At 42.7% G+C, this 16,810-nt stretch carries 17 protein-coding genes; 10 read left to right on the top strand and 7 right to left on the bottom strand.

The genetic code is table 11. The annotated features are described in order from the left end of the window. The first annotated feature begins 137 nt into the window (after positions 1-137). Both ABJF57_RS03205 and ABJF57_RS03200 read left to right on the top strand, forming a co-directional pair. Positions 138-1,013, top strand: a complete 876-nt coding sequence (locus ABJF57_RS03205; RefSeq protein ID WP_462231295.1) for a nucleotidyltransferase family protein — start codon at positions 138-140, stop codon at positions 1,011-1,013. Next, entirely contained in the window at positions 914-2,068 is a 1,155-nt protein-coding gene (locus ABJF57_RS03200) for a phosphotransferase enzyme family protein (protein ID WP_462231297.1), read from the top strand. The genes ABJF57_RS03205 and ABJF57_RS03200 overlap by 100 nt, the downstream gene beginning before the upstream one ends. Here ABJF57_RS03200 and ABJF57_RS03195 read toward each other — a convergent pair. Further along, a complete protein-coding gene (locus ABJF57_RS03195) occupies positions 2,049-3,449 on the bottom strand; it encodes a Gfo/Idh/MocA family protein (RefSeq protein ID WP_462231299.1) in 1,401 nt (466 codons plus the stop codon). The genes ABJF57_RS03200 and ABJF57_RS03195 overlap by 20 nt on opposite strands. A gap of 209 nt (positions 3,450-3,658) precedes the next feature. Here ABJF57_RS03195 and ABJF57_RS03190 point away from each other — a divergent pair, with 209 nt between their 5' ends. Further along, entirely contained in the window at positions 3,659-3,862 is a 204-nt protein-coding gene (locus ABJF57_RS03190; RefSeq protein ID WP_462231301.1) for a hypothetical protein, read from the top strand. 15 nt (positions 3,863-3,877) lie between these two features. Here the strand turns inward: ABJF57_RS03190 and ABJF57_RS03185 are convergent, their stop codons facing one another. From ABJF57_RS03185 to ABJF57_RS03175, 3 genes are all read right to left on the bottom strand, one after another. Next, a complete protein-coding gene (locus ABJF57_RS03185; RefSeq protein ID WP_462231303.1) occupies positions 3,878-4,120 on the bottom strand; it encodes a hypothetical protein in 243 nt (80 codons plus the stop codon). A gap of 216 nt (positions 4,121-4,336) precedes the next feature. Next, positions 4,337-5,137 carry an anti-sigma factor gene (locus ABJF57_RS03180; protein WP_462231305.1) on the bottom strand — a complete coding sequence of 267 codons (801 nt, stop codon included), beginning with the start codon at positions 5,135-5,137 and terminating at the stop codon, positions 4,337-4,339. After that, entirely contained in the window at positions 5,134-5,688 is a 555-nt protein-coding gene (locus ABJF57_RS03175) for an RNA polymerase sigma factor (protein ID WP_462231307.1), read from the bottom strand. The genes ABJF57_RS03180 and ABJF57_RS03175 overlap by 4 nt, the downstream gene beginning before the upstream one ends. Positions 5,689-6,107: 419 nt before the next feature. Here ABJF57_RS03175 and ABJF57_RS03170 point away from each other — a divergent pair, with 419 nt between their 5' ends. Continuing rightward, positions 6,108-8,330: a TonB-dependent receptor gene (locus ABJF57_RS03170; RefSeq protein ID WP_462231309.1), complete on the top strand. Its 2,223-nt coding sequence runs from the start codon at positions 6,108-6,110 to the stop codon at positions 8,328-8,330. 42 nt (positions 8,331-8,372) lie between these two features. On the opposite strand, the gene ABJF57_RS03165 is transcribed toward ABJF57_RS03170, so the two are convergent. Beyond that, a complete protein-coding gene (locus tag ABJF57_RS03165) occupies positions 8,373-9,701 on the bottom strand; it encodes a hypothetical protein (RefSeq protein ID WP_462231311.1) in 1,329 nt (442 codons plus the stop codon). Positions 9,702-9,718: 17 nt separating this feature from the next. Here ABJF57_RS03165 and ABJF57_RS03160 point away from each other — a divergent pair, with 17 nt between their 5' ends. Genes ABJF57_RS03160 through chrA form a run of 6 tightly spaced genes read left to right on the top strand, consistent with a single transcriptional unit; the run spans position 9,719 to position 15,615 of the window. Then, positions 9,719-10,039, top strand: coding sequence for a 2Fe-2S iron-sulfur cluster-binding protein (locus tag ABJF57_RS03160; protein WP_462231313.1), 321 nt, complete (start codon positions 9,719-9,721; stop codon positions 10,037-10,039). Beyond that, positions 10,040-10,627 (top strand): thymidine kinase, encoded by a 588-nt coding sequence (locus ABJF57_RS03155; protein ID WP_462231315.1) that lies wholly within the window; start codon positions 10,040-10,042, stop codon positions 10,625-10,627. Beyond that, positions 10,578-12,746 carry a type IX secretion system anionic LPS delivery protein PorZ gene (gene porZ, locus ABJF57_RS03150; RefSeq protein ID WP_462231317.1) on the top strand — a complete coding sequence of 723 codons (2,169 nt, stop codon included), beginning with the start codon at positions 10,578-10,580 and terminating at the stop codon, positions 12,744-12,746. The genes ABJF57_RS03155 and porZ overlap by 50 nt, the downstream gene beginning before the upstream one ends. Continuing rightward, positions 12,743-13,420 (top strand): DNA repair protein RecO, encoded by a 678-nt coding sequence (gene recO / locus ABJF57_RS03145; protein WP_462231319.1) that lies wholly within the window; start codon positions 12,743-12,745, stop codon positions 13,418-13,420. Before porZ ends, recO begins: the two co-directional genes overlap by 4 nt. A 45-nt stretch (positions 13,421-13,465) precedes the next feature. After that, a complete protein-coding gene (locus ABJF57_RS03140) occupies positions 13,466-14,428 on the top strand; it encodes an isopenicillin N synthase family dioxygenase (protein WP_462231321.1) in 963 nt (320 codons plus the stop codon). Positions 14,429-14,433: 5 nt separating this feature from the next. Then, positions 14,434-15,615: a chromate efflux transporter gene (chrA, locus tag ABJF57_RS03135; protein WP_462231323.1), complete on the top strand. Its 1,182-nt coding sequence runs from the start codon at positions 14,434-14,436 to the stop codon at positions 15,613-15,615. 50 nt (positions 15,616-15,665) lie between these two features. Here the strand turns inward: chrA and ABJF57_RS03130 are convergent, their stop codons facing one another. After that, positions 15,666-16,193, bottom strand: coding sequence for an OmpH/Skp family outer membrane protein (locus tag ABJF57_RS03130; protein WP_462231325.1), 528 nt, complete (start codon positions 16,191-16,193; stop codon positions 15,666-15,668). A gap of 71 nt (positions 16,194-16,264) precedes the next feature. Continuing rightward, complete coding sequence (locus tag ABJF57_RS03125; protein WP_462231327.1) at positions 16,265-16,798, bottom strand: OmpH/Skp family outer membrane protein; 534 nt, start codon at positions 16,796-16,798, stop codon at positions 16,265-16,267. Between the last annotated feature and the right edge of the window lie 12 nt (positions 16,799-16,810).

Genomic DNA, 16,810 nt, shown 5'->3' with positions numbered 1-16,810 from the left:
ACAGATGTAAGTGCATTGTGCAAGATGGGGAGGGGATTATGTAGCTGAGTAGTAGAGTTATGGGAAATAGTCATTGCTTTATGTAGATGACTTTGAATGAAGAAAACTAACTTCCCACAACAAATAAGCCGCAACTTATGAGGTTATTGATTTTAGCTGCTGGCAGAGGTAGCAGGTACGGTGAAAAAAAACAATACGATGGAGTAGGAGTCCATCAAGAGTATTTACTTGAATACAATCTGTACGATGCGATAGTGGCGGGTTTTTCCCACCTAACAATTGTATGCGGTCCGAGAGAATCAGAAGATATGGTTTCTTATCTGATGGATCGAGTACCACCACATGTAAAAGTCATAGGAGTAGATCAATCCTTGGAAGATCTGCCAGAAGGGTGCCAAACCTCCGAATCAAGGGATAAACCATGGGGCACAGCTCACGCGGTTTGGAGTGCAAGAAATCACCTGACTGAGCCATTTGTTACCATCAATGCAGATGACTATTATGGGTACACAGCATTTCAAGAAGCCGCAAAACAGCTATCTACATCGCCAAGTATGGCAATGATTGCATTTGAGCTGTCAAAAACATTATCACGAGCTGGGAATGTTTCTAGAGGCATCTGCGAGATAGAAAATGCATTGTTACGATCCGTGACAGAGTATAAGACCATTGGTAAAAAAAAGGATGTGATTATTGATGAAATTTCGGGGAGGAAGTTTACGGGAAAAGAGTTGGTTTCCATGAATATGTGGCTCCTCAATGATTCTATTTTTAGCGTTATAGAAAATCAATTCCGAACGTTTTTAGAAATGGAAGCACAGCAGATGGAGGGAGAGCTATACCTGCCAGCTGCTGTTCAGCACTTGATTGACCAAAACAATAAAGAAGTTCAAGTTTGCACTTCCAATAGTAAGTGGATGGGCTTGACCTTTCAAGAAGATCGGGAACAGGTGGTGAAACAGTTGGAGAAATACACACATTCGGGACGATATCCATCACCTTTATGGAGTTAAGGACACTTCACATTCTGAAAACCTTTGGCATAGAGAAGGCGATTTCCATCAAATCCATTACCGAAGGGCTGATTAATAAAAGCTATCGGGTAGATACCAATGATGCGATATATGTGCTTCAATGTGTCAATGCGACAATCTTTCCAGATCCGGAAAGCATAATGCACAATATTTCAATGGTGCACGACTCGTTGCACAATCAGGAACGCTATCATGTGCCTGAGTTTGTGTCAACTAAAGAAGGGAGTTGGATCTCGCGAGATACAAGCAATCAACCTTGGCGACTGATGAGATATGTAGAAAACAGTGAGTCATTTAAAACAACTTCAGATATTAAGATAGGTACTGAGGCAGGCAAGATCATTGGAAGATTTCATAGCGGAACAAGGGAATGCGACACAACCAGACTGCAGGTAACACTACCGAATTTTCATAACCTAAATCTACGGATGGAGTCTTTCCAACAATCACTAAATGATGCAATGCCAACCAGGTTAAAAAATGCGGTTGATAGTATCAAACAGATTGAACTGATTTTTGCTGAACAGTTAAAAGGGGTATCCTTCAAGGAACAACCCCTTCGAGTCACTCACAATGACACCAAACTCAGCAACATTCTCTTTGACAAGCGATCAGGGCTGGGACTTTGTCTCATAGATCTGGACACCATCATGCCAGGTTATATCATGCACGATTTCGGGGATGCCATACGTACACTGTGCAATACAAGCGCAGAGGATGAGGCCGACCTCAACTGTGTGGTTTTTCATTTTGAACTGTTTGAAGCTTTCCTTAGTGGCTATACACTGGCCAACGGCAGAGGGCTTACCGATGAGGAATGGGATGTCTTGCCAGTTTCTATTTTATTAATGCCATTCATCATGGCGGTACGATTTCTTACTGACTACTTACAAGGAGACCTCTATTATCACACGGACTATTCAGCCCATAATTTGATCAGGTGCCGCAATCAACTGAAATTGATTACAGAAATAAACCAGAGGAAACAGGATATAGAGTCCTGTATCAATGTTGCTAGGAAAGGATTCTCATAATTTCCAAATCACGCGCTTTTTTCCAGGTACCACCGGTGAAATCTGGGAAATCAACTGACTGGCTATTGTCTGCCACAGATATTTCCGAAAGAGGGGTTATTGCACTCCATATGATGCTATCATAGACTGTCTGATCTAGTGCAACACCCTGGTTCAAACAGGTAATAAGTCGGTAGATCATAATAAAGTCCATTCCGCCATGCCCGTGCTTATAGTTCTCGCTGATTTTCTTCAGCTTCTTGATCATCGGATGACGATATTCCTGGCGATACTCCTGATATCTTTCATCAGGCAACCAATTATGTCCCCAGTACTTCAGCTCATCCGGATCATCGATATACAGCCGGCCGGGATATCCAGCATGGATCGCTCCCGTACCCACTACCTTGTTGATTCGGGAATACGGACTGCCAGTATGCACATCAAACTGTAACATGACCGTCTTGCCAAGGGAGGTTTTGATGAGCGTGGTATTCATGTCGCCGCACTTGATGTCGGTATAAGGTGAGCCGACTCGTTTGGCAGCATCACTCAAGCTTTTCTCTCTAGAACTCATGGAAGTGAGCGTAGTGAAATTGTCCCCGTGACCAATGTTTAAATAGTTGCTGATAGGTCCAATCCCGTGGGTGGTATAGAAGTTTCCATCTCGGTTACGATGATGTTGGATGCGCCATTGACCCTGATAATAGTCGTCACTCAACATGTGCTTGCGAAGGTCATGGATGTAAGCACCCTCCGCATGTGACACATCTCCAAATACACCTTCTTGTATCATATTTAGGACAAAGAGTTCCTCATCGTTGTAGCAGCAATTTTCGATCATCATGCAGTGCCTCTTCGTTGCTTCTGCGGTACGGATCAGTTTGTAGCAGTCTTCGAGTGTATAGGCGATGGGCACTTCACTGGCCACATGCTTGCCTTGTTCCATACCATATAGAGCCATGGGTGTGTGCAGTCGCCATGGGGTGGCAATGATCAATAGGTCGATATCGTCGCGCTCCACCAACTTTTTCCAGTCGTCTTCACCTTTTGCATATACTTTAGGTCGTTTTTGTTGGTGCGCCTTCAGTCCTTCCAATACCTGATCTACATTTTTTTCAAGCAGATCTGACACAGCCACAATCTCAGCTTTATCATTGTCCAACAGCCAATAGAGCATTTGAGTCAAAGTCTTTCCTCGGTTTCCAAGACCGAGCATGCCTATGCGCACTTTGGCGATAGGGCTGGTAGAAAAGCCTACCATACTGCCAGTAATATCTTGCTGCTGATCGATCAATGCCTGACGAATTCGTTCACCGTTCCCTTTTCCTAGAGAGGTGAAGGGGAGGCCCAGAAAAGTAGAGGCTGCCGCTAGGGAATGTAGAAACTTTTTTCTGTTCATTTACAAGGGTAGAATTGTGAGAGCACAAGATAAATGTTTTGAATTTTAGATGGTAATCTTCCCATCATCGCGAACGTGGTGACGCGATCTCAAGCCCGTTCCGCACTATCATTCATTAAGATTACTTCGTCATGCTTCCTCGTAATGATGGTAACATGTTTTACTTCCTTTGCGGCTCTGCCTCGTTTAAAAAATTGATGAGCTGATAAATGTGCTCAGCGAGCTGCTTGTTTAAGCGATTCTTCTTCGCTGATGAGTCTATTAAAAAAGAGGTCTTCAATGCTGCGGCGGAGCTTTGCTGGAGGCACAAACTCGAAGAGGTCCCTCAGCTCATTGAGCAGACGCTTCTCATATTCAAATTGGTTGCAGAGGCGCTTGAGATGGGACTAGATGATTTATTGGTAACTGGTTAGGATAATCTTACTCTTTCACCCCACCTTCTTCACCTTCTGATGTCCCGTGATCGCATCGATCATCTTCACGTAGCTTACTTTTTTGCCTGAGTGCTGAGAAACGTAGAAATACTGCAGGCCTTCTAGCTCTACAATGCACTTACCCAGCTCGTATCGGTGAGCAATTACTTCGTCTCCTGCTAGGATTTGCACACCTTCCTCGTCAAGGATTTCTGGAGGAAGCTTTTCTTTGGGTTTCTTTTTAAATATTCCGAACATCTATCGGCAGTTGATTGAAGCTTGCAATACTAAATTGAAATTAGAACAAAGTGAATTAGTGAGTTGGTTAATTGGTGGAGAATCTGGTAAAGTAGTAACTGGTAGGCATTTAGAGTCCACCGAAGATACCGTGTCGGAGCACGGCATGACAACTAAAAGCTAGCGTCTAGCCAAGGGATCAACTAACTGCTTGTCACTTGCACCTTGCTACTCGCATCAAACATTTCCAACCACCTGCATGGTCTCTAGCGAAGGATTTTCACTACCGCCACGTGGCTCTATGGTTACCGCAAAGACCGCAGCATTAGCTCCAATGTTTTTCATTTGCACGAGAAGGTTGTCGTTACCCGGATCAAAGACTCCTACGTCCACGGGTTTGCCATCAATGATTGCCCACAGCTGGTACTGCTGATCCTGGGAAAGCTCTTTCAGACTTTGTATGCTGAGGTACACATCAGAGGTGGCTTCATTCCAGTACACGGTGGCAAGGGATTCAGGAGCGTTGTCCGTGCCGTTCATGGTTACTCGCTTATAGGCAGAATTGTTCATGATCGCCACTGCATTTTGGATGTCGCCCAGCTGCTGGTTTACCTGATTGTAGTTTTCCGCAAACTGCTCATTTTGTGCGATGAGCGTAGAAAGACGGTCTTCTGCTGATTGCCATTTATTCCAATAGTTCATTGCCATGATTGCTGATCCCAGCGCTGCAATGATGGACGCAGCGGCAGCAAACTTTAGCACATTAAATGATCCTTCAGGCTTCATTTCTACCACCGGAGCTTCCTTCTCAGGTTCAGAGCCTATCTGGCCCATCAGTTTCTCTTTTATGTCGGATGGAGGGGTGACAGCCGTGGCAAAGGCAAGAGACTCCATAGAAAGCTCAATCTTCTCCAGCTCATCCTTGATTTGGGAATGTTCTGCAGCCGCAGCTTCAACCTCTGCACGTTCAGCTGATGAAAGCTGATCCATCACATAGGCTTCTAAGATGCCGGACGATATGTATTCTTCTATGTTCACTCTACTTGCAATACGTTTCTCATGTTTTTCAACCCCATCCTCAGACGCGTTTTTACCGTCCCGAGTGGAATATCAAATTCCTCCGAAATTTCTGATTGGGTATAGCCTTTAAAGTAAACCATCTCAAGGATGAATCTTTCTTCATCACGGAGGGAGGTCAACGTTTCTTTCAGACCTATGCCATCAATGTTCAGGTGGTCTAAGTTATCACGTTCTATACCAGATACGTAAGATTCTATGTTATCGGTTTTTCCTACCTTCTTCATCTCCTTGGATCGAAGCTTATCGATCGCCAGATTGCGACTGATGTTCACCATCCAGGTGAAGAATCTGCCCTTTGCTGCATCATACTGATCGATTTTGTCCCAAAACTTCATGAAGGCGTCTTGCTGCACTTCTTTAGCTATGTCCTCATCATTGATAATGCGGGATATTGATCCATATATCGCTGCAGAATAATTGTCATACAAATAGCTGAATGCATCTGCTTGTCTCGCTTTTATTTGAGCGACAAGCTGGTCTTGATCGATTTGGTGATTAGATATGCTCACTATTTGCTGTTGCAGGGCAAAATTATGAATTATTTGCTGTTCTCTTGTTGCGTTCTTGCCTCAACACTCAATGGACATGTATCCTAATGAGAGCTGGTTGGCAGTGAATAGACCATTTCGATGGTCTATTCTGACTTACGTAATGTATGTCCTATTTGGATTTTTATTGCATAATAGTTTCTTATCGTCATTGTGAGATAAAACACGGAACCGTCATTGCGAGGAAGCATGACGAAGCAATCTTAATGATGCTCAAATGAATGAGATCGCTTCGTTGCTCTCGCGATGACGGGAGTAGGTCGCTTTGCTATGGCTTGCGATGACGGGATAGAAAGAGGAACCACTTTCCATCACGAATCCAATCAGTCCACTCTTTCCGTATGTAGACCAATTATTTAAGAATCAGCAGCTAACATCTTATGAATTTTCTGAGGAATACGTTTTCCCTATCCTTTACACTTCTGTCAGTCGTGGGGTTCACTCAAACGATCACTGGTAGCATCAAAGACGCCAATACCGGCGAAGCGATGGAGTATGTCACAGTTTACAATCTTTCTAAGGAAGTATATTCCCATACCAATGTTGTGGGGAACTTCTCGTTGACGAATACAGTACCTGGAGACTCCATTTTCATTTCCATAGTGGGCTATGAACACAGACAGTTTGCTGTGACTGCTGAAACCGATTGGAACATTCGCTTGATTCCTGCACCCGTAGCTTTATCGCAGGTAATAATAACGCCACAAATAAACACACTTAACAAAATAAAGCAGGTAGACTTGAAAGTCAATCCGGTAAACTCCTCACAGGAAATTTTGCAAAAAGTGCCTGGACTCTTCATTGCGCAGCATGCGGGTGGAGGTAAAGCGGAACAAATTTTTTTGCGAGGGTTTGATATCGATCATGGAACAGACATTCAAATTACTGCAGATGGAATTCCAGTCAATATGGTTTCCCATGCTCACGGACAGGGCTATGCAGATTTACATTTTCTGATACCTGAAACTGTGCAAGGGGTGAATTTTGGCAAAGGTCCGTATGCTGTGGAGAAGGGAAATTTTGCCACGGCTGGTTTTGTAGATTTTCAAACCTGGGATCGGATAACGGAGAGCAAGGTGAAAGTGGAAGCAGGAAAGTTTAATACGCTACGTATGGTGAGCCTGGTGGACTTAATAAAAGAGGGGAAGAGAAAAGATGCGTACCTAGCAACCGAATACATGATCTCAGACGGGCCGTTTGAGTCATCGCAAAATTTTAACCGACTGAACCTGTTTGGAAAGTATCACGCACAGATTGGAAAGAATTTCTTGACGATTCAGGCTTCAAGCTTTCAAAGCAAATGGGATGCGTCAGGGCAGATTCCGATCAGAGCCATCGAATCAGGCGAAATAAATCGCTTCGGAGCGATCGACGATACGGAAGGAGGAGAAACCTCCAGACAAAATTTTCTCATTGACTATACCGCTTCATTCGCCAACGGAAATTTCATGCAAACCAAAGCCTTTGTTTCCAGGTACGATTTTGAGCTCTATTCCAACTTTACGTTTTTTTTGACCGACCCAATCAATGGAGATCAAATACGTCAGAAGGAAGCTAGAATGATCTACGGCTTGCAATCCATCTATAATTATGGAACTTCATGGTTGTCTACAGACTTTACACTTGAAGGAGGCATAGGCTTTCGATACGATGATATTGATGACCTAGAGCTTTCACATACCCGGGAAAGAAATGAGATACTGGATTCAATGGCTTTTTCCTCCATCGATGAGTTCAACGGCTATTCTTTTGCGAGTGCCACATGGGAATGGGATAAGTGGTTGATAAACGCTGGGGTACGACTGGATCAATTTCATTTTGAAGAAGTAGATTTTCTTTCACTGGAAGATAGTCGCACCTCTACTGTGCAGGCGCAAGTCTCACCGAAGCTGAATTTGATCTACAGTCCCAATACCAGATGGCAACTCTACGCAAAGTCGGGTAAAGGCTTTCACAGCAATGACGCAAGAGTTGCATTGCGAGCAGAGAATGAAGAGACACTTCCTTCCGCCTGGGGAATTGACTTAGGAACCGTTTATCGCCCAATCGATCAATTATTTATTGATGTGACCTATTGGCAATTGCATCTGGAGCAGGAGTTTGTCTACGTAGGTGATGCGGGTATTGTAGAGCCAAGTGGAAGAACCAAACGTACGGGAGTTGATATTGGCATTAACTATCAAATGACCAATCAATTGTTTGTCTATTCAAATGTGAATTACGCCAACCCGCGATCCATCGATGAGCAGGAAGGATCTGACCACATACCACTAGCTCCAACATTGACAAGCAATGGAGGGATAACTTATAAAGGCAAAAAATTGAGCGGATCGATTCGATATCGATACATTCAAGACAGAGCTGCTAACGAGGATAATTCTACAATGGCGCAGGGTTACTTCTTGACCGATGCAAGTTTAACTTACAACCGCCCAAGGTTGACTGCATCATTGTCCATTGAAAACCTGTTTGACGTGCTGTGGAGAGAAGCGCAATTTGATACCGAATCAAGGTTAGATGATGAAAATGAGCCCGTTTCCGAGATACACTTTACGCCCGGCACACCCTTTTTTTTAAAGGCAGGATTGACGATTAAGTTTTAGGCTGTCTGTTGCGGATAGGTTCGCAATGATGGTGCTTGGTTTTTATCTAAACCTTCTGAAAAGCACCTTCAAAAACTCTTTCACCTCATCAGATTGCATGTCCCACTCGTTGTGTTTGGCATACCCCTGCACAAGGAATTCGACAGATTCATCAAAAGAACCATAATCTTCTAATTCTACGAGCGCGTTTTCAAACTCATGTTTATCGTTTCTGAATAATTCTTTGATAAACATGTATCGATGATTCAAAGAGATCAGTTGTAAAATACCGTTCTCCTTATTGTTGCTATCCAAGTGATCAGCTACAGTCTCCTCCTGACTTTCAAACTGTTTATTAATCGTCTCTTCAGGAAAATCATCCTCCTTGTCTTCATCTTCAAGCATCACAGGTGTGCGCATTTCCTTTTTAGGCTCCTCTTCTTCCTGTTCTTCTGTTACGTCCGAATCTTCCAGAACATCATCGATTTCTTCAGACTCCTCATTTTCTTCAGGTTTTGCCTCAACTGCGGGTTCTTCTGTTTTTTCCTCTACTTCGGGTTCCGGTTCTTCTTTTTTAACCTCTGGCGCTTTTCTCTCATTCAGGTCTTCAATGTCTTCATCAGCCATCGCTTCGTCCTCAACATTTACTTCAATGTTGGCGCTTTCTTCATTGGCATCAGGAGCGGTCTTTTTGGGTCTAGGACGTGACTCTACCAAGTCCTCTTCCCCGGGCTCAAAAAGATCATCCTCATCAAATTCATCCATTTCAGGATCGTCTGAGAAGATTTTTTCTGCACTAATTTCTAATATATCTGTAAGCAGAGCACACTCTGCTGTCACTGCTTCTGTTGTGTCAAAATCGTCAAACTCTTCAGGTAGCTCATCAACTACGTCATCGATGGTCAGTCCTTTCATGTCAGAAAGGAAGTTTTGAATTTCTTTTTTGTGAATTTTCAGGTATTTCACAGTGCCTTCGACGGACTTGTCGCGGATTGTCTCTACTCCACGGCTGTCCAGATCAATTTCTACATAGGCTTGTGGCATAGCTGCCAGGTATAGCGTGTCTTTTACCGCATGGTTCAGTAGGGTTTCAAACTTTTCTTTGTTGATCTCTATGTGCTGAGAAAGCACATTCATGAATTGAATCATTGCTTGACGAACTTCTTCATGCTTGTAATTGAAGAAAGGACTTTCCAGTTTTTTTGTTTCTTCTTGCCAGTACCTAAAGAGTAGCTTGATTACAAAAAAATTGACCTGTTTTGAAGGTGTAACTTTCAATATTTCCTTGCCCGTAATGACGTCTTTTCCGTCTTTGAAAAAATTAGCGGTCACTTTCGATGCAAATTTCTCACAATAGCCGTCTATAAAGTCTTCGTTTAGTTTCTTTTGCATTCTTGAAAATTGATGGTATGCCGACTGTAAATATTGCTAACCTAAAGAGTAAATCTATTCATTGTGACGATAAAAGGGAAAGTTTGCTCAATATTTTGCTAACAGCTACTGACTGGATGCATGCGTGTGGTGGCAAAGGAAGATGCACATCTTGCAAGGCGAGAATCATAAAAGGGATGGAGCAACTATCTCCGGTGTCAAAACCAGAGGAGCAATATTTGAAATTGAATAAATTACGAAAAGATGAACGCCTCGCATGTCAGACATTTCTGAAAGGAGATTTGACTGTTGAGGTTCCAAAAGAAACCCAATTGCCACATTTGAATTACACAGATTAAATGTTTGTAGAACCACATATTGGAAAGGGAACCCTGAGAAGAGGCGGCTGGATAGAAGTGGTATGCGGATCTATGTTTTCGGGTAAGACGGAGGAATTGATCCGTAGACTGAATCGTGCAATGTTGGCAAATCAACATGTGGAAATTTTCAAGCCCGCAGTGGATAAGCGTTATGATAAGGTGAAAATCGTCTCTCACAAAGATTCTTCCATACCATCTGCACCGGTAAACTTTGCAAATGATATCTTGCTGAGAGCGGGTGATTGCGAAGTAGTAGGCATCGATGAGGCACAATTTTTTGATGAAGAAATAGTGAACGTTGCAAATGAGCTGGCCAATCAGGGAAAGCGTGTGATCGTGGCAGGCCTGGATATGGATTTTAAGGGCGTGCCATTCAAACCAATGGACGCATTGATGTCTGTTGCAGAATACATCACGAAAGTGCACGCAGTATGTATGCAATGTGGAAATGTAGCATCTTATTCGCATCGACGTACTAAATCGAAGAAAACCATAGTTTTAGGTGAAAAGGATATTTATGAAGCGCTTTGTAGATCATGCTTCTTTGAGGCGGTGGAGTCTAAGTAGTTTAGTACTCATCTGCGGATGGTTCGCTTTTTCTCAGAACATCGCTGTGGGAACATGGCGGACTCATTTTAGCTACAATGATGCACGGCACCTGGAGGTCACGGCGGACAAAATATTCTGCTCTACGGCGAACGGTCTTTTTTCCAGGGAGATTCTGAATGGATCCATACGAAGGCTTTCAAAAATCGATGGCCTTTCGGATGTGGGCGTCTCTGCACTGGCATACAATGCCGCTTTGAATGTTTTAGTGATTGGCTATCGATCTGGCAACATTGACTTTGTTTTCGAAAACGAGCTGTTGAATATTTCAGACCTTGCGCAGAGCAATCTCGTAGGGGATAAGACAATCAACGAAATAGCTTTTGGAGCATCTGAAACTTTTCTTGGTACAGACCTGGGGGTGATTGTTGTAAATACTGCCAGCGCAGAGATTGTAGAAAACTACGTTCAAATCGGCACAGGAGGTATGGCGATTGAAGTATTCGAAATCGTTTCAAAAAATGATTCACTTTTTATCCGAACAAATGAGGGGATACAGTCGGGTAGATTGAGCTCCAACCTACTGGATTTTGCCAACTGGGAAAGGTATCCGTTGACTTCTTCATTTAACAACCTCACACTTGTGGAAGATAGAGTATATGCTGTTTCAGGCTCTGCATTGATGAGCTTTTCATCTGGGTCTTGGTCAGATACAGGATTTAATCTCCCAACAGGAGCAACGAGACTTTTTGACGCAAATGGAGAACTGTTGACTGCATCCGAAGGAACGATCTACCAACTTGGTGTCGGTGGGTTTGAAGCCACAGTGACAGCAACAGCCGTATCCATCAATGATATCGCGTCGGTGAATGATGCGCTTTATTTTGCTGATGGCGAGCAAGGACTATTAAATACATCGGGAGATAAGCTTTCTCCGAGTGGCCCCGTCTCTGATTCATTTTCAAATTTCCGCGTCATCGGAAATGACCTTTATGGATTTCATGCTCCGTCTCCGTTCTCCTATGATGGAGCAGCTCAGGTTGAAAATTTTTCAAGATTCTCGCAAGGGGAGTGGGAATCGGTAACCATTCAAGATTTCACCAATGTATCGGATGCCGAACGATTCAATGGGAACCTCTATTTTTCCTCCATTGGTGATGGTTTATATGATGAAACGAATGCCTCGATTCTAAAAGATATTCCTGGAAGCTCAGCAGAGTTAGATACCATGATTCTGGCTCTGGCGAGTGGAAGTAATTTGTGGGTTTCTTCGTTCAAAAATCAGCAGCCCATTCATACGATGAATGAGAATTTGGAATGGACTTCATATTCGGATGGTTTTTTAGGCGGAGATGAATTTTTAACCATTGACCTTTCTCAGACAGGCATTGGATGGCTTGGAGAATCCTCCGGAACAATCACCATTCTAGATCAGGACGAAAATCAAAGAGATGAAATTAGCACGTCAGATGGACTGCCATCTTTCTTTATTGACATAGACATAGGTGTGGAGGATAATGCATGGGTAGCCACTGCCAGAGGGCCGGCTTTGTTCCCAGATGCATCATTCATCTTTTTCGATACCGAAGGCATTAGACCCACCTTCGAAAACAGGGCGTTGTTTGAAGGGGAACGAATCAATGCTGTGATGACCGATGGAGGTAATCGAATTTGGTTTGGAACCAACAAAGGACTTTGGGTTTATGATGAAAATACCTCAGAGTTAGTGACCATGTTTGATGAATCAAACAGTCCTCTTCCTTCCGATCAGATCATTCAGCTAGACTATAATGGGAACAATGGTGAAGTATTTATCCTGACGGCAGAGGGGATGGTTTCTTTTCGGAGTTCTTCTTCTGTCGCAGGCAGTGTGCACCGAGACGTAAACATTTTCCCCAACCCCGTTCGTCCAACATATCAAGGGCTTGTCGCATTGACTGGCTTGGCAAGAAATGTAAATGTGAAAGTAACCGATGTAAATGGAAATCTTGTCAAGGAAATAAATGCAAACGGTGGATCAGCTTCGTGGAACTTGACCGACGCAAATGGGAGATCAATAAGTACAGGGATTTATCTTTTCTTTAGTTCAAGCTCTGACGGTGAGGAAACTTATGTCGGTAAAATTGCGGTGGTCAGATGATCGTCAAGTCAAAAGGGATCGTTCTTGGCTACATGAAGTACGGAGATACTTCGATCATTGCAAGAATCTTCACGGAAGAAGGGGGTTATGGCTCTTATATTGTCAATTCAATTAGAAGCCAAAAATCCAAAAAAAGCATTGGGCACTTTCAGCCCTTTACCATTCTTGATCTTGTGCTGTATGTAAAAGAGACGCGCGATTTACAACGAATTTCTGAATTTAAAAGTCATTACCCCTTACATCATATTCATCAGGATCTGGTCAAGGGTTCGATCACGCTATTTCTTACAGAGGTTTTTTCAAAATTGCTTCAATCTGAGCAGTCACCAAATCCAGAGCTGTTCGTTTTTGCGGAAGATGCAATCAAATCTTTTGACCAATTGACAGAGGGTGTCGGCAACTTCCATTTGCAATTTCTTTTGAAATTAGGCCCATTTCTTGGCTATGCCATAGATGATATAGATAACCTATTCAGTTCTACAGACCGCCTGCCGCCAACCAATGAGAACCATGAAATTATGGACGCGCTCATGAAAGAATCTTACGGATACGAAGTAAAGATGACAAGAGATTCTAGAAGCTTGATGCTGGATAGTATCCTATTGTATTATCAGCATCATGCTCATATCAGCAAACCAAAATCGCTCGAAGTACTTCGAAGTGTTTTGAATTGATTTCCTCTTTATTCTGCACTAAATTGTAGTCCTAACTATCTAGACATGGCTGATATACTTTATGACAAAGTGCCGTCACTTGACCTGGCAGATTTTACGAACGGTACTCAGGAGCAAAGAGAGAATTTTGTAAAGTCACTTGGCGAAGCGTACACGAATATTGGTTTTGTTTCAATTAAGAACCACGGCCTCTCTGATGAGCTGACTAAGAATCTATACGAAACTGTTGAAGAGTTTTTTAGACTGCCTGATGAAGTAAAAGAACGCTATGAAAAGAAGGAACTGGCAGGTCAGAGGGGATACATCAGCAAAGGCCGTGAAAAGGCAAAAGGGAGGAATACGGGAGATTTGAAGGAGTTTTTTCATGTAGGTCAGCCAAAAGAAAATCAACGCGAAGATTATCCTGACAACATTTGGCCCAGCGAGGTTTCTGCATTAGAAAAATACACCTCAGAAGCGTATCTAACGCTACTGCAAACAGGAGTAAGCATGCTTAAGGCAATAGCTCTTTATCTCAACCTTCCAGAAGATTACTTTGATGAGAAAGTGAAAGAGGGAAATAGCATCTTACGTCCTATTCACTATTTCCCAATCGAAAATCCGGATGAACTCCCACCAGATGCGGTACGCGCAGCTGAGCACGGAGATATTAATTTAATCACCCTATTGATGGGTGCCAGTGCAGATGGTTTGCAAGTGCTAAGAAGAGATGGGGAATGGATTCCGATTACGGCATTGCCTGATCAAATTGTGGTCAATGTTGGAGACATGCTTGAAAGGCATACGAATGGAAAACTCAAGTCTACGATCCATAGAGTAGTAAATCCGCCACGTGAACTTATGCACACTTCTCGTTTTTCTATTCCATTTTTTATGCACCCAGTTTCTGAGATGGACTTAACCTGCCTGGAAGGATGTATTGACGCCGAACATCCTAAAGCTTTTGAAGATATTACAGCCGGTGACTTTCTGGACGAACGTTTAAAAGAAATTGGATTGAAAGCTTAAGAGGAATGTCGTTTAGAAGAGTCAGAAATATTATTTTCCTCAAAGATGTTGCTATGCTTTCACTGACGGCTTTTGGAGGCCCTCAGGGACATTTTGGAATGTTTATGGACTTGTTTGTTTCTAAAAGAGGCTACTTGACGGAGGAGGATCTGATTGAGCTATTCGCACTCTGTCAAATTCTGCCAGGCCCGACATCTACCCAAACGATCACTGCATTAGGATATAAAATAGGTGGCCCCAACTTAGCATATTTGACTTTATTGGTCTGGGCTCTTCCTGCGGTTTCTATCATGACTGCTTTCGCTATTTTCGTCACTTCGGCGGAAGCAATGGATGTTTCACTAGACTTCTTGCGTTTTATTGAGCCAATAGCTGTTGGTATAGTGGCATATTCCTCATACAAGATTTCTGTGAAAGTAGTGAACACCAAAGTTGGATTTGGCTTAATGGTGATTTCAGCTATTGCTTCATATGCTTTAAAATCACCGTATGCGTTTCCAGCACTTATCATTTTAGGCGGTTTGGCAACAACTTGGAAGTATAAAAGACAGCCAATTGAGGAAAAAGAGAAGATTAGCATCAATTGGTCCAACCTCATCCTTTGGATATCGGTTTTGGTGTTTGCCGCAGTTTTGGGTGGAGTTACACAGTATCAGCCGATCAAGATTTTTGAAAATTTTTATCGGAATGGAAGCCTGATTTTTGGTGGGGGTCAAGTGTTGGTTCCGTTGCTCTATACAGAGTTTGTAGAGTTTAAAGAATACCTAACCTCCCAGGAGTTTATATCGGGTTATGGTTTTGTTCAGGCAATTCCAGGTCCGGTGTTTTCCTTTAGCGGATATGTAGGAGCTGTCATGGCGAAAGAGTTTGGTATTGGAGGGCAGCTTCTTGGTTCCAGCATGGCTGTAGCAGGAATTTTCCTGCCAGGAACCTTTTTGATTTTCTTCATTATCCGATTTTGGGAACAGCTGAAGAAGTATCGAATAGTCAAAGCTTCTTTGGAGGGAATAACTGCGGTAAGTGCAGGAATGGTGATAGCGGCAGCTTTTCTGCTATTTATGCCGATGGATCAGCGACCCATCAATTACATTCTGTTGCTTAGCACTGTCGGGATGATGCACTTTACCAAAGTGCCTACACCATTAATTGTTTTAGCGGGTCTTATTTTCGGAATTGTAATCGCATAAAAAAACCCCATCGAATAATCGACAGGGCTTGAATCTAATCCTCTAAACTCTTATTCTCCGCTAGGAGGGTTAACACCCAGCTTCTTCAAAACAAGGTTAGTAACGTTATCTTCTTCACGAGCATAGAGCAAAATGCTTTGCCCACCAGCAGTCATATTAAACACATGAGAATACCCATTCTCTTTAGAAATCTGCTCAATAGCTGTTCCGATTTTTTCGAAAGCTGGTTGGAGCAATTGATTTCTTTTCTGAACCATTGAGTTTTGTGCATTTTGCTCAAACTCCTGGATGGATGTTTGTAAACTCACAATTTCGCTCTCCTTGTCAGCTCTAACCACGTCTGTATAGCCCTCAGCGTTTTGCTGATAATCAGCAACTTTCGCCTGATAATCAGCATATTTTGCTTCAAGCTGTGTCGACAATTGCTTGTCATAACTGGCTAGTTCACTTTCAATTTGCTTTGCTTCTGGCATAAGGCTCAAGACGTACTCTACGTTTGTATAGCCTATTTTTAACTGCGCCATCACTCCGAATCCGATCACAGCAAGTGCAGTACTTAGTAAAATTCTAACTTTCATATCAATTAACTTTTTTCGTTTTTAAGGTAGGGCCTACACCCATTGGTTTGGTTAAGATTCAATTTTTGTGCTCAATTATTACTTACGCTCTGATTTTCTACCAATCCAAGATCTTCGAGCACGAAATCTGTATAATCATGGATTGGATCTGTGTAGATCATCACCAAATCTCCGGACTTATCAAATACAATTTGAAGTCGGCTATTTTTAGCAACACGCTCTACAGCTTCGAAAACCTGATCTTGAACGGGCTTCACCAGTTCTTTTTTCTTCAAAAAATAAAGACCATCAAATCCAAAAATGGATTGTTGATATTCTTTTACCTCGGTCCACTTACGTTCAATTTCTGTGTTGCGTTCTTCCCACATCTCCTTCGTAAGCAGCACTTCTTCGGCTTTCAACTCCACTTCCATGGCTTCTACTTGCTGATATAGCTCCTGAATTTCTTGTTCCCACCCTTTTGCCAACTTCTCTATTTCAGCTTGAGCTTCTTTATATTCCGGCATTTTCTCCAAAATATATTGTGTGTCTACATAGCCAAATTTTTGCGCAAATGTAATAGCACTTAAAAACAGTCCAAAAAGCAGTAGAGTTATCTTTTTCATAGCGTCTTCATT

Origin of the sequence: Ekhidna sp., from assembly GCF_039940915.1 — a bacterium.
Lineage (GTDB): Bacteria > Bacteroidota > Bacteroidia > Cytophagales > Cyclobacteriaceae > Ekhidna.
The sequence above is the reverse complement of the archived record's forward strand: the minus strand, read 5'-3'. Positions and strand labels throughout refer to the sequence as shown.

What these genes read in the sequence shown, in the direction of transcription:
- ABJF57_RS03205 (WP_462231295.1), top strand. Translation starts at nt 138, where the DNA reads ATGAGGTTATTGATTTTAGCTGCTGGCAGAGGTAGCAGGTACGGTGAA.
- ABJF57_RS03195 (WP_462231299.1), bottom strand. Translation starts at nt 3,449, where the DNA reads ATGAACAGAAAAAAGTTTCTACATTCCCTAGCGGCAGCCTCTACTTTT.
- ABJF57_RS03190 (WP_462231301.1), top strand. Translation starts at nt 3,659, where the DNA reads ATGTGCTCAGCGAGCTGCTTGTTTAAGCGATTCTTCTTCGCTGATGAG.
- ABJF57_RS03185 (WP_462231303.1), bottom strand. Translation starts at nt 4,120, where the DNA reads ATGTTCGGAATATTTAAAAAGAAACCCAAAGAAAAGCTTCCTCCAGAA.
- ABJF57_RS03170 (WP_462231309.1), top strand. Translation starts at nt 6,108, where the DNA reads ATGAATTTTCTGAGGAATACGTTTTCCCTATCCTTTACACTTCTGTCA.
- ABJF57_RS03165 (WP_462231311.1), bottom strand. Translation starts at nt 9,701, where the DNA reads ATGCAAAAGAAACTAAACGAAGACTTTATAGACGGCTATTGTGAGAAA.
- ABJF57_RS03160 (WP_462231313.1), top strand. Translation starts at nt 9,719, where the DNA reads ATGCCGACTGTAAATATTGCTAACCTAAAGAGTAAATCTATTCATTGT.
- ABJF57_RS03155 (WP_462231315.1), top strand. Translation starts at nt 10,040, where the DNA reads ATGTTTGTAGAACCACATATTGGAAAGGGAACCCTGAGAAGAGGCGGC.
- porZ (WP_462231317.1), top strand. Translation starts at nt 10,578, where the DNA reads ATGAAGCGCTTTGTAGATCATGCTTCTTTGAGGCGGTGGAGTCTAAGT.
- recO (WP_462231319.1), top strand. Translation starts at nt 12,743, where the DNA reads ATGATCGTCAAGTCAAAAGGGATCGTTCTTGGCTACATGAAGTACGGA.
- ABJF57_RS03140 (WP_462231321.1), top strand. Translation starts at nt 13,466, where the DNA reads ATGGCTGATATACTTTATGACAAAGTGCCGTCACTTGACCTGGCAGAT.
- chrA (WP_462231323.1), top strand. Translation starts at nt 14,434, where the DNA reads ATGTCGTTTAGAAGAGTCAGAAATATTATTTTCCTCAAAGATGTTGCT.
- ABJF57_RS03130 (WP_462231325.1), bottom strand. Translation starts at nt 16,193, where the DNA reads ATGAAAGTTAGAATTTTACTAAGTACTGCACTTGCTGTGATCGGATTC.
- ABJF57_RS03125 (WP_462231327.1), bottom strand. Translation starts at nt 16,798, where the DNA reads ATGAAAAAGATAACTCTACTGCTTTTTGGACTGTTTTTAAGTGCTATT.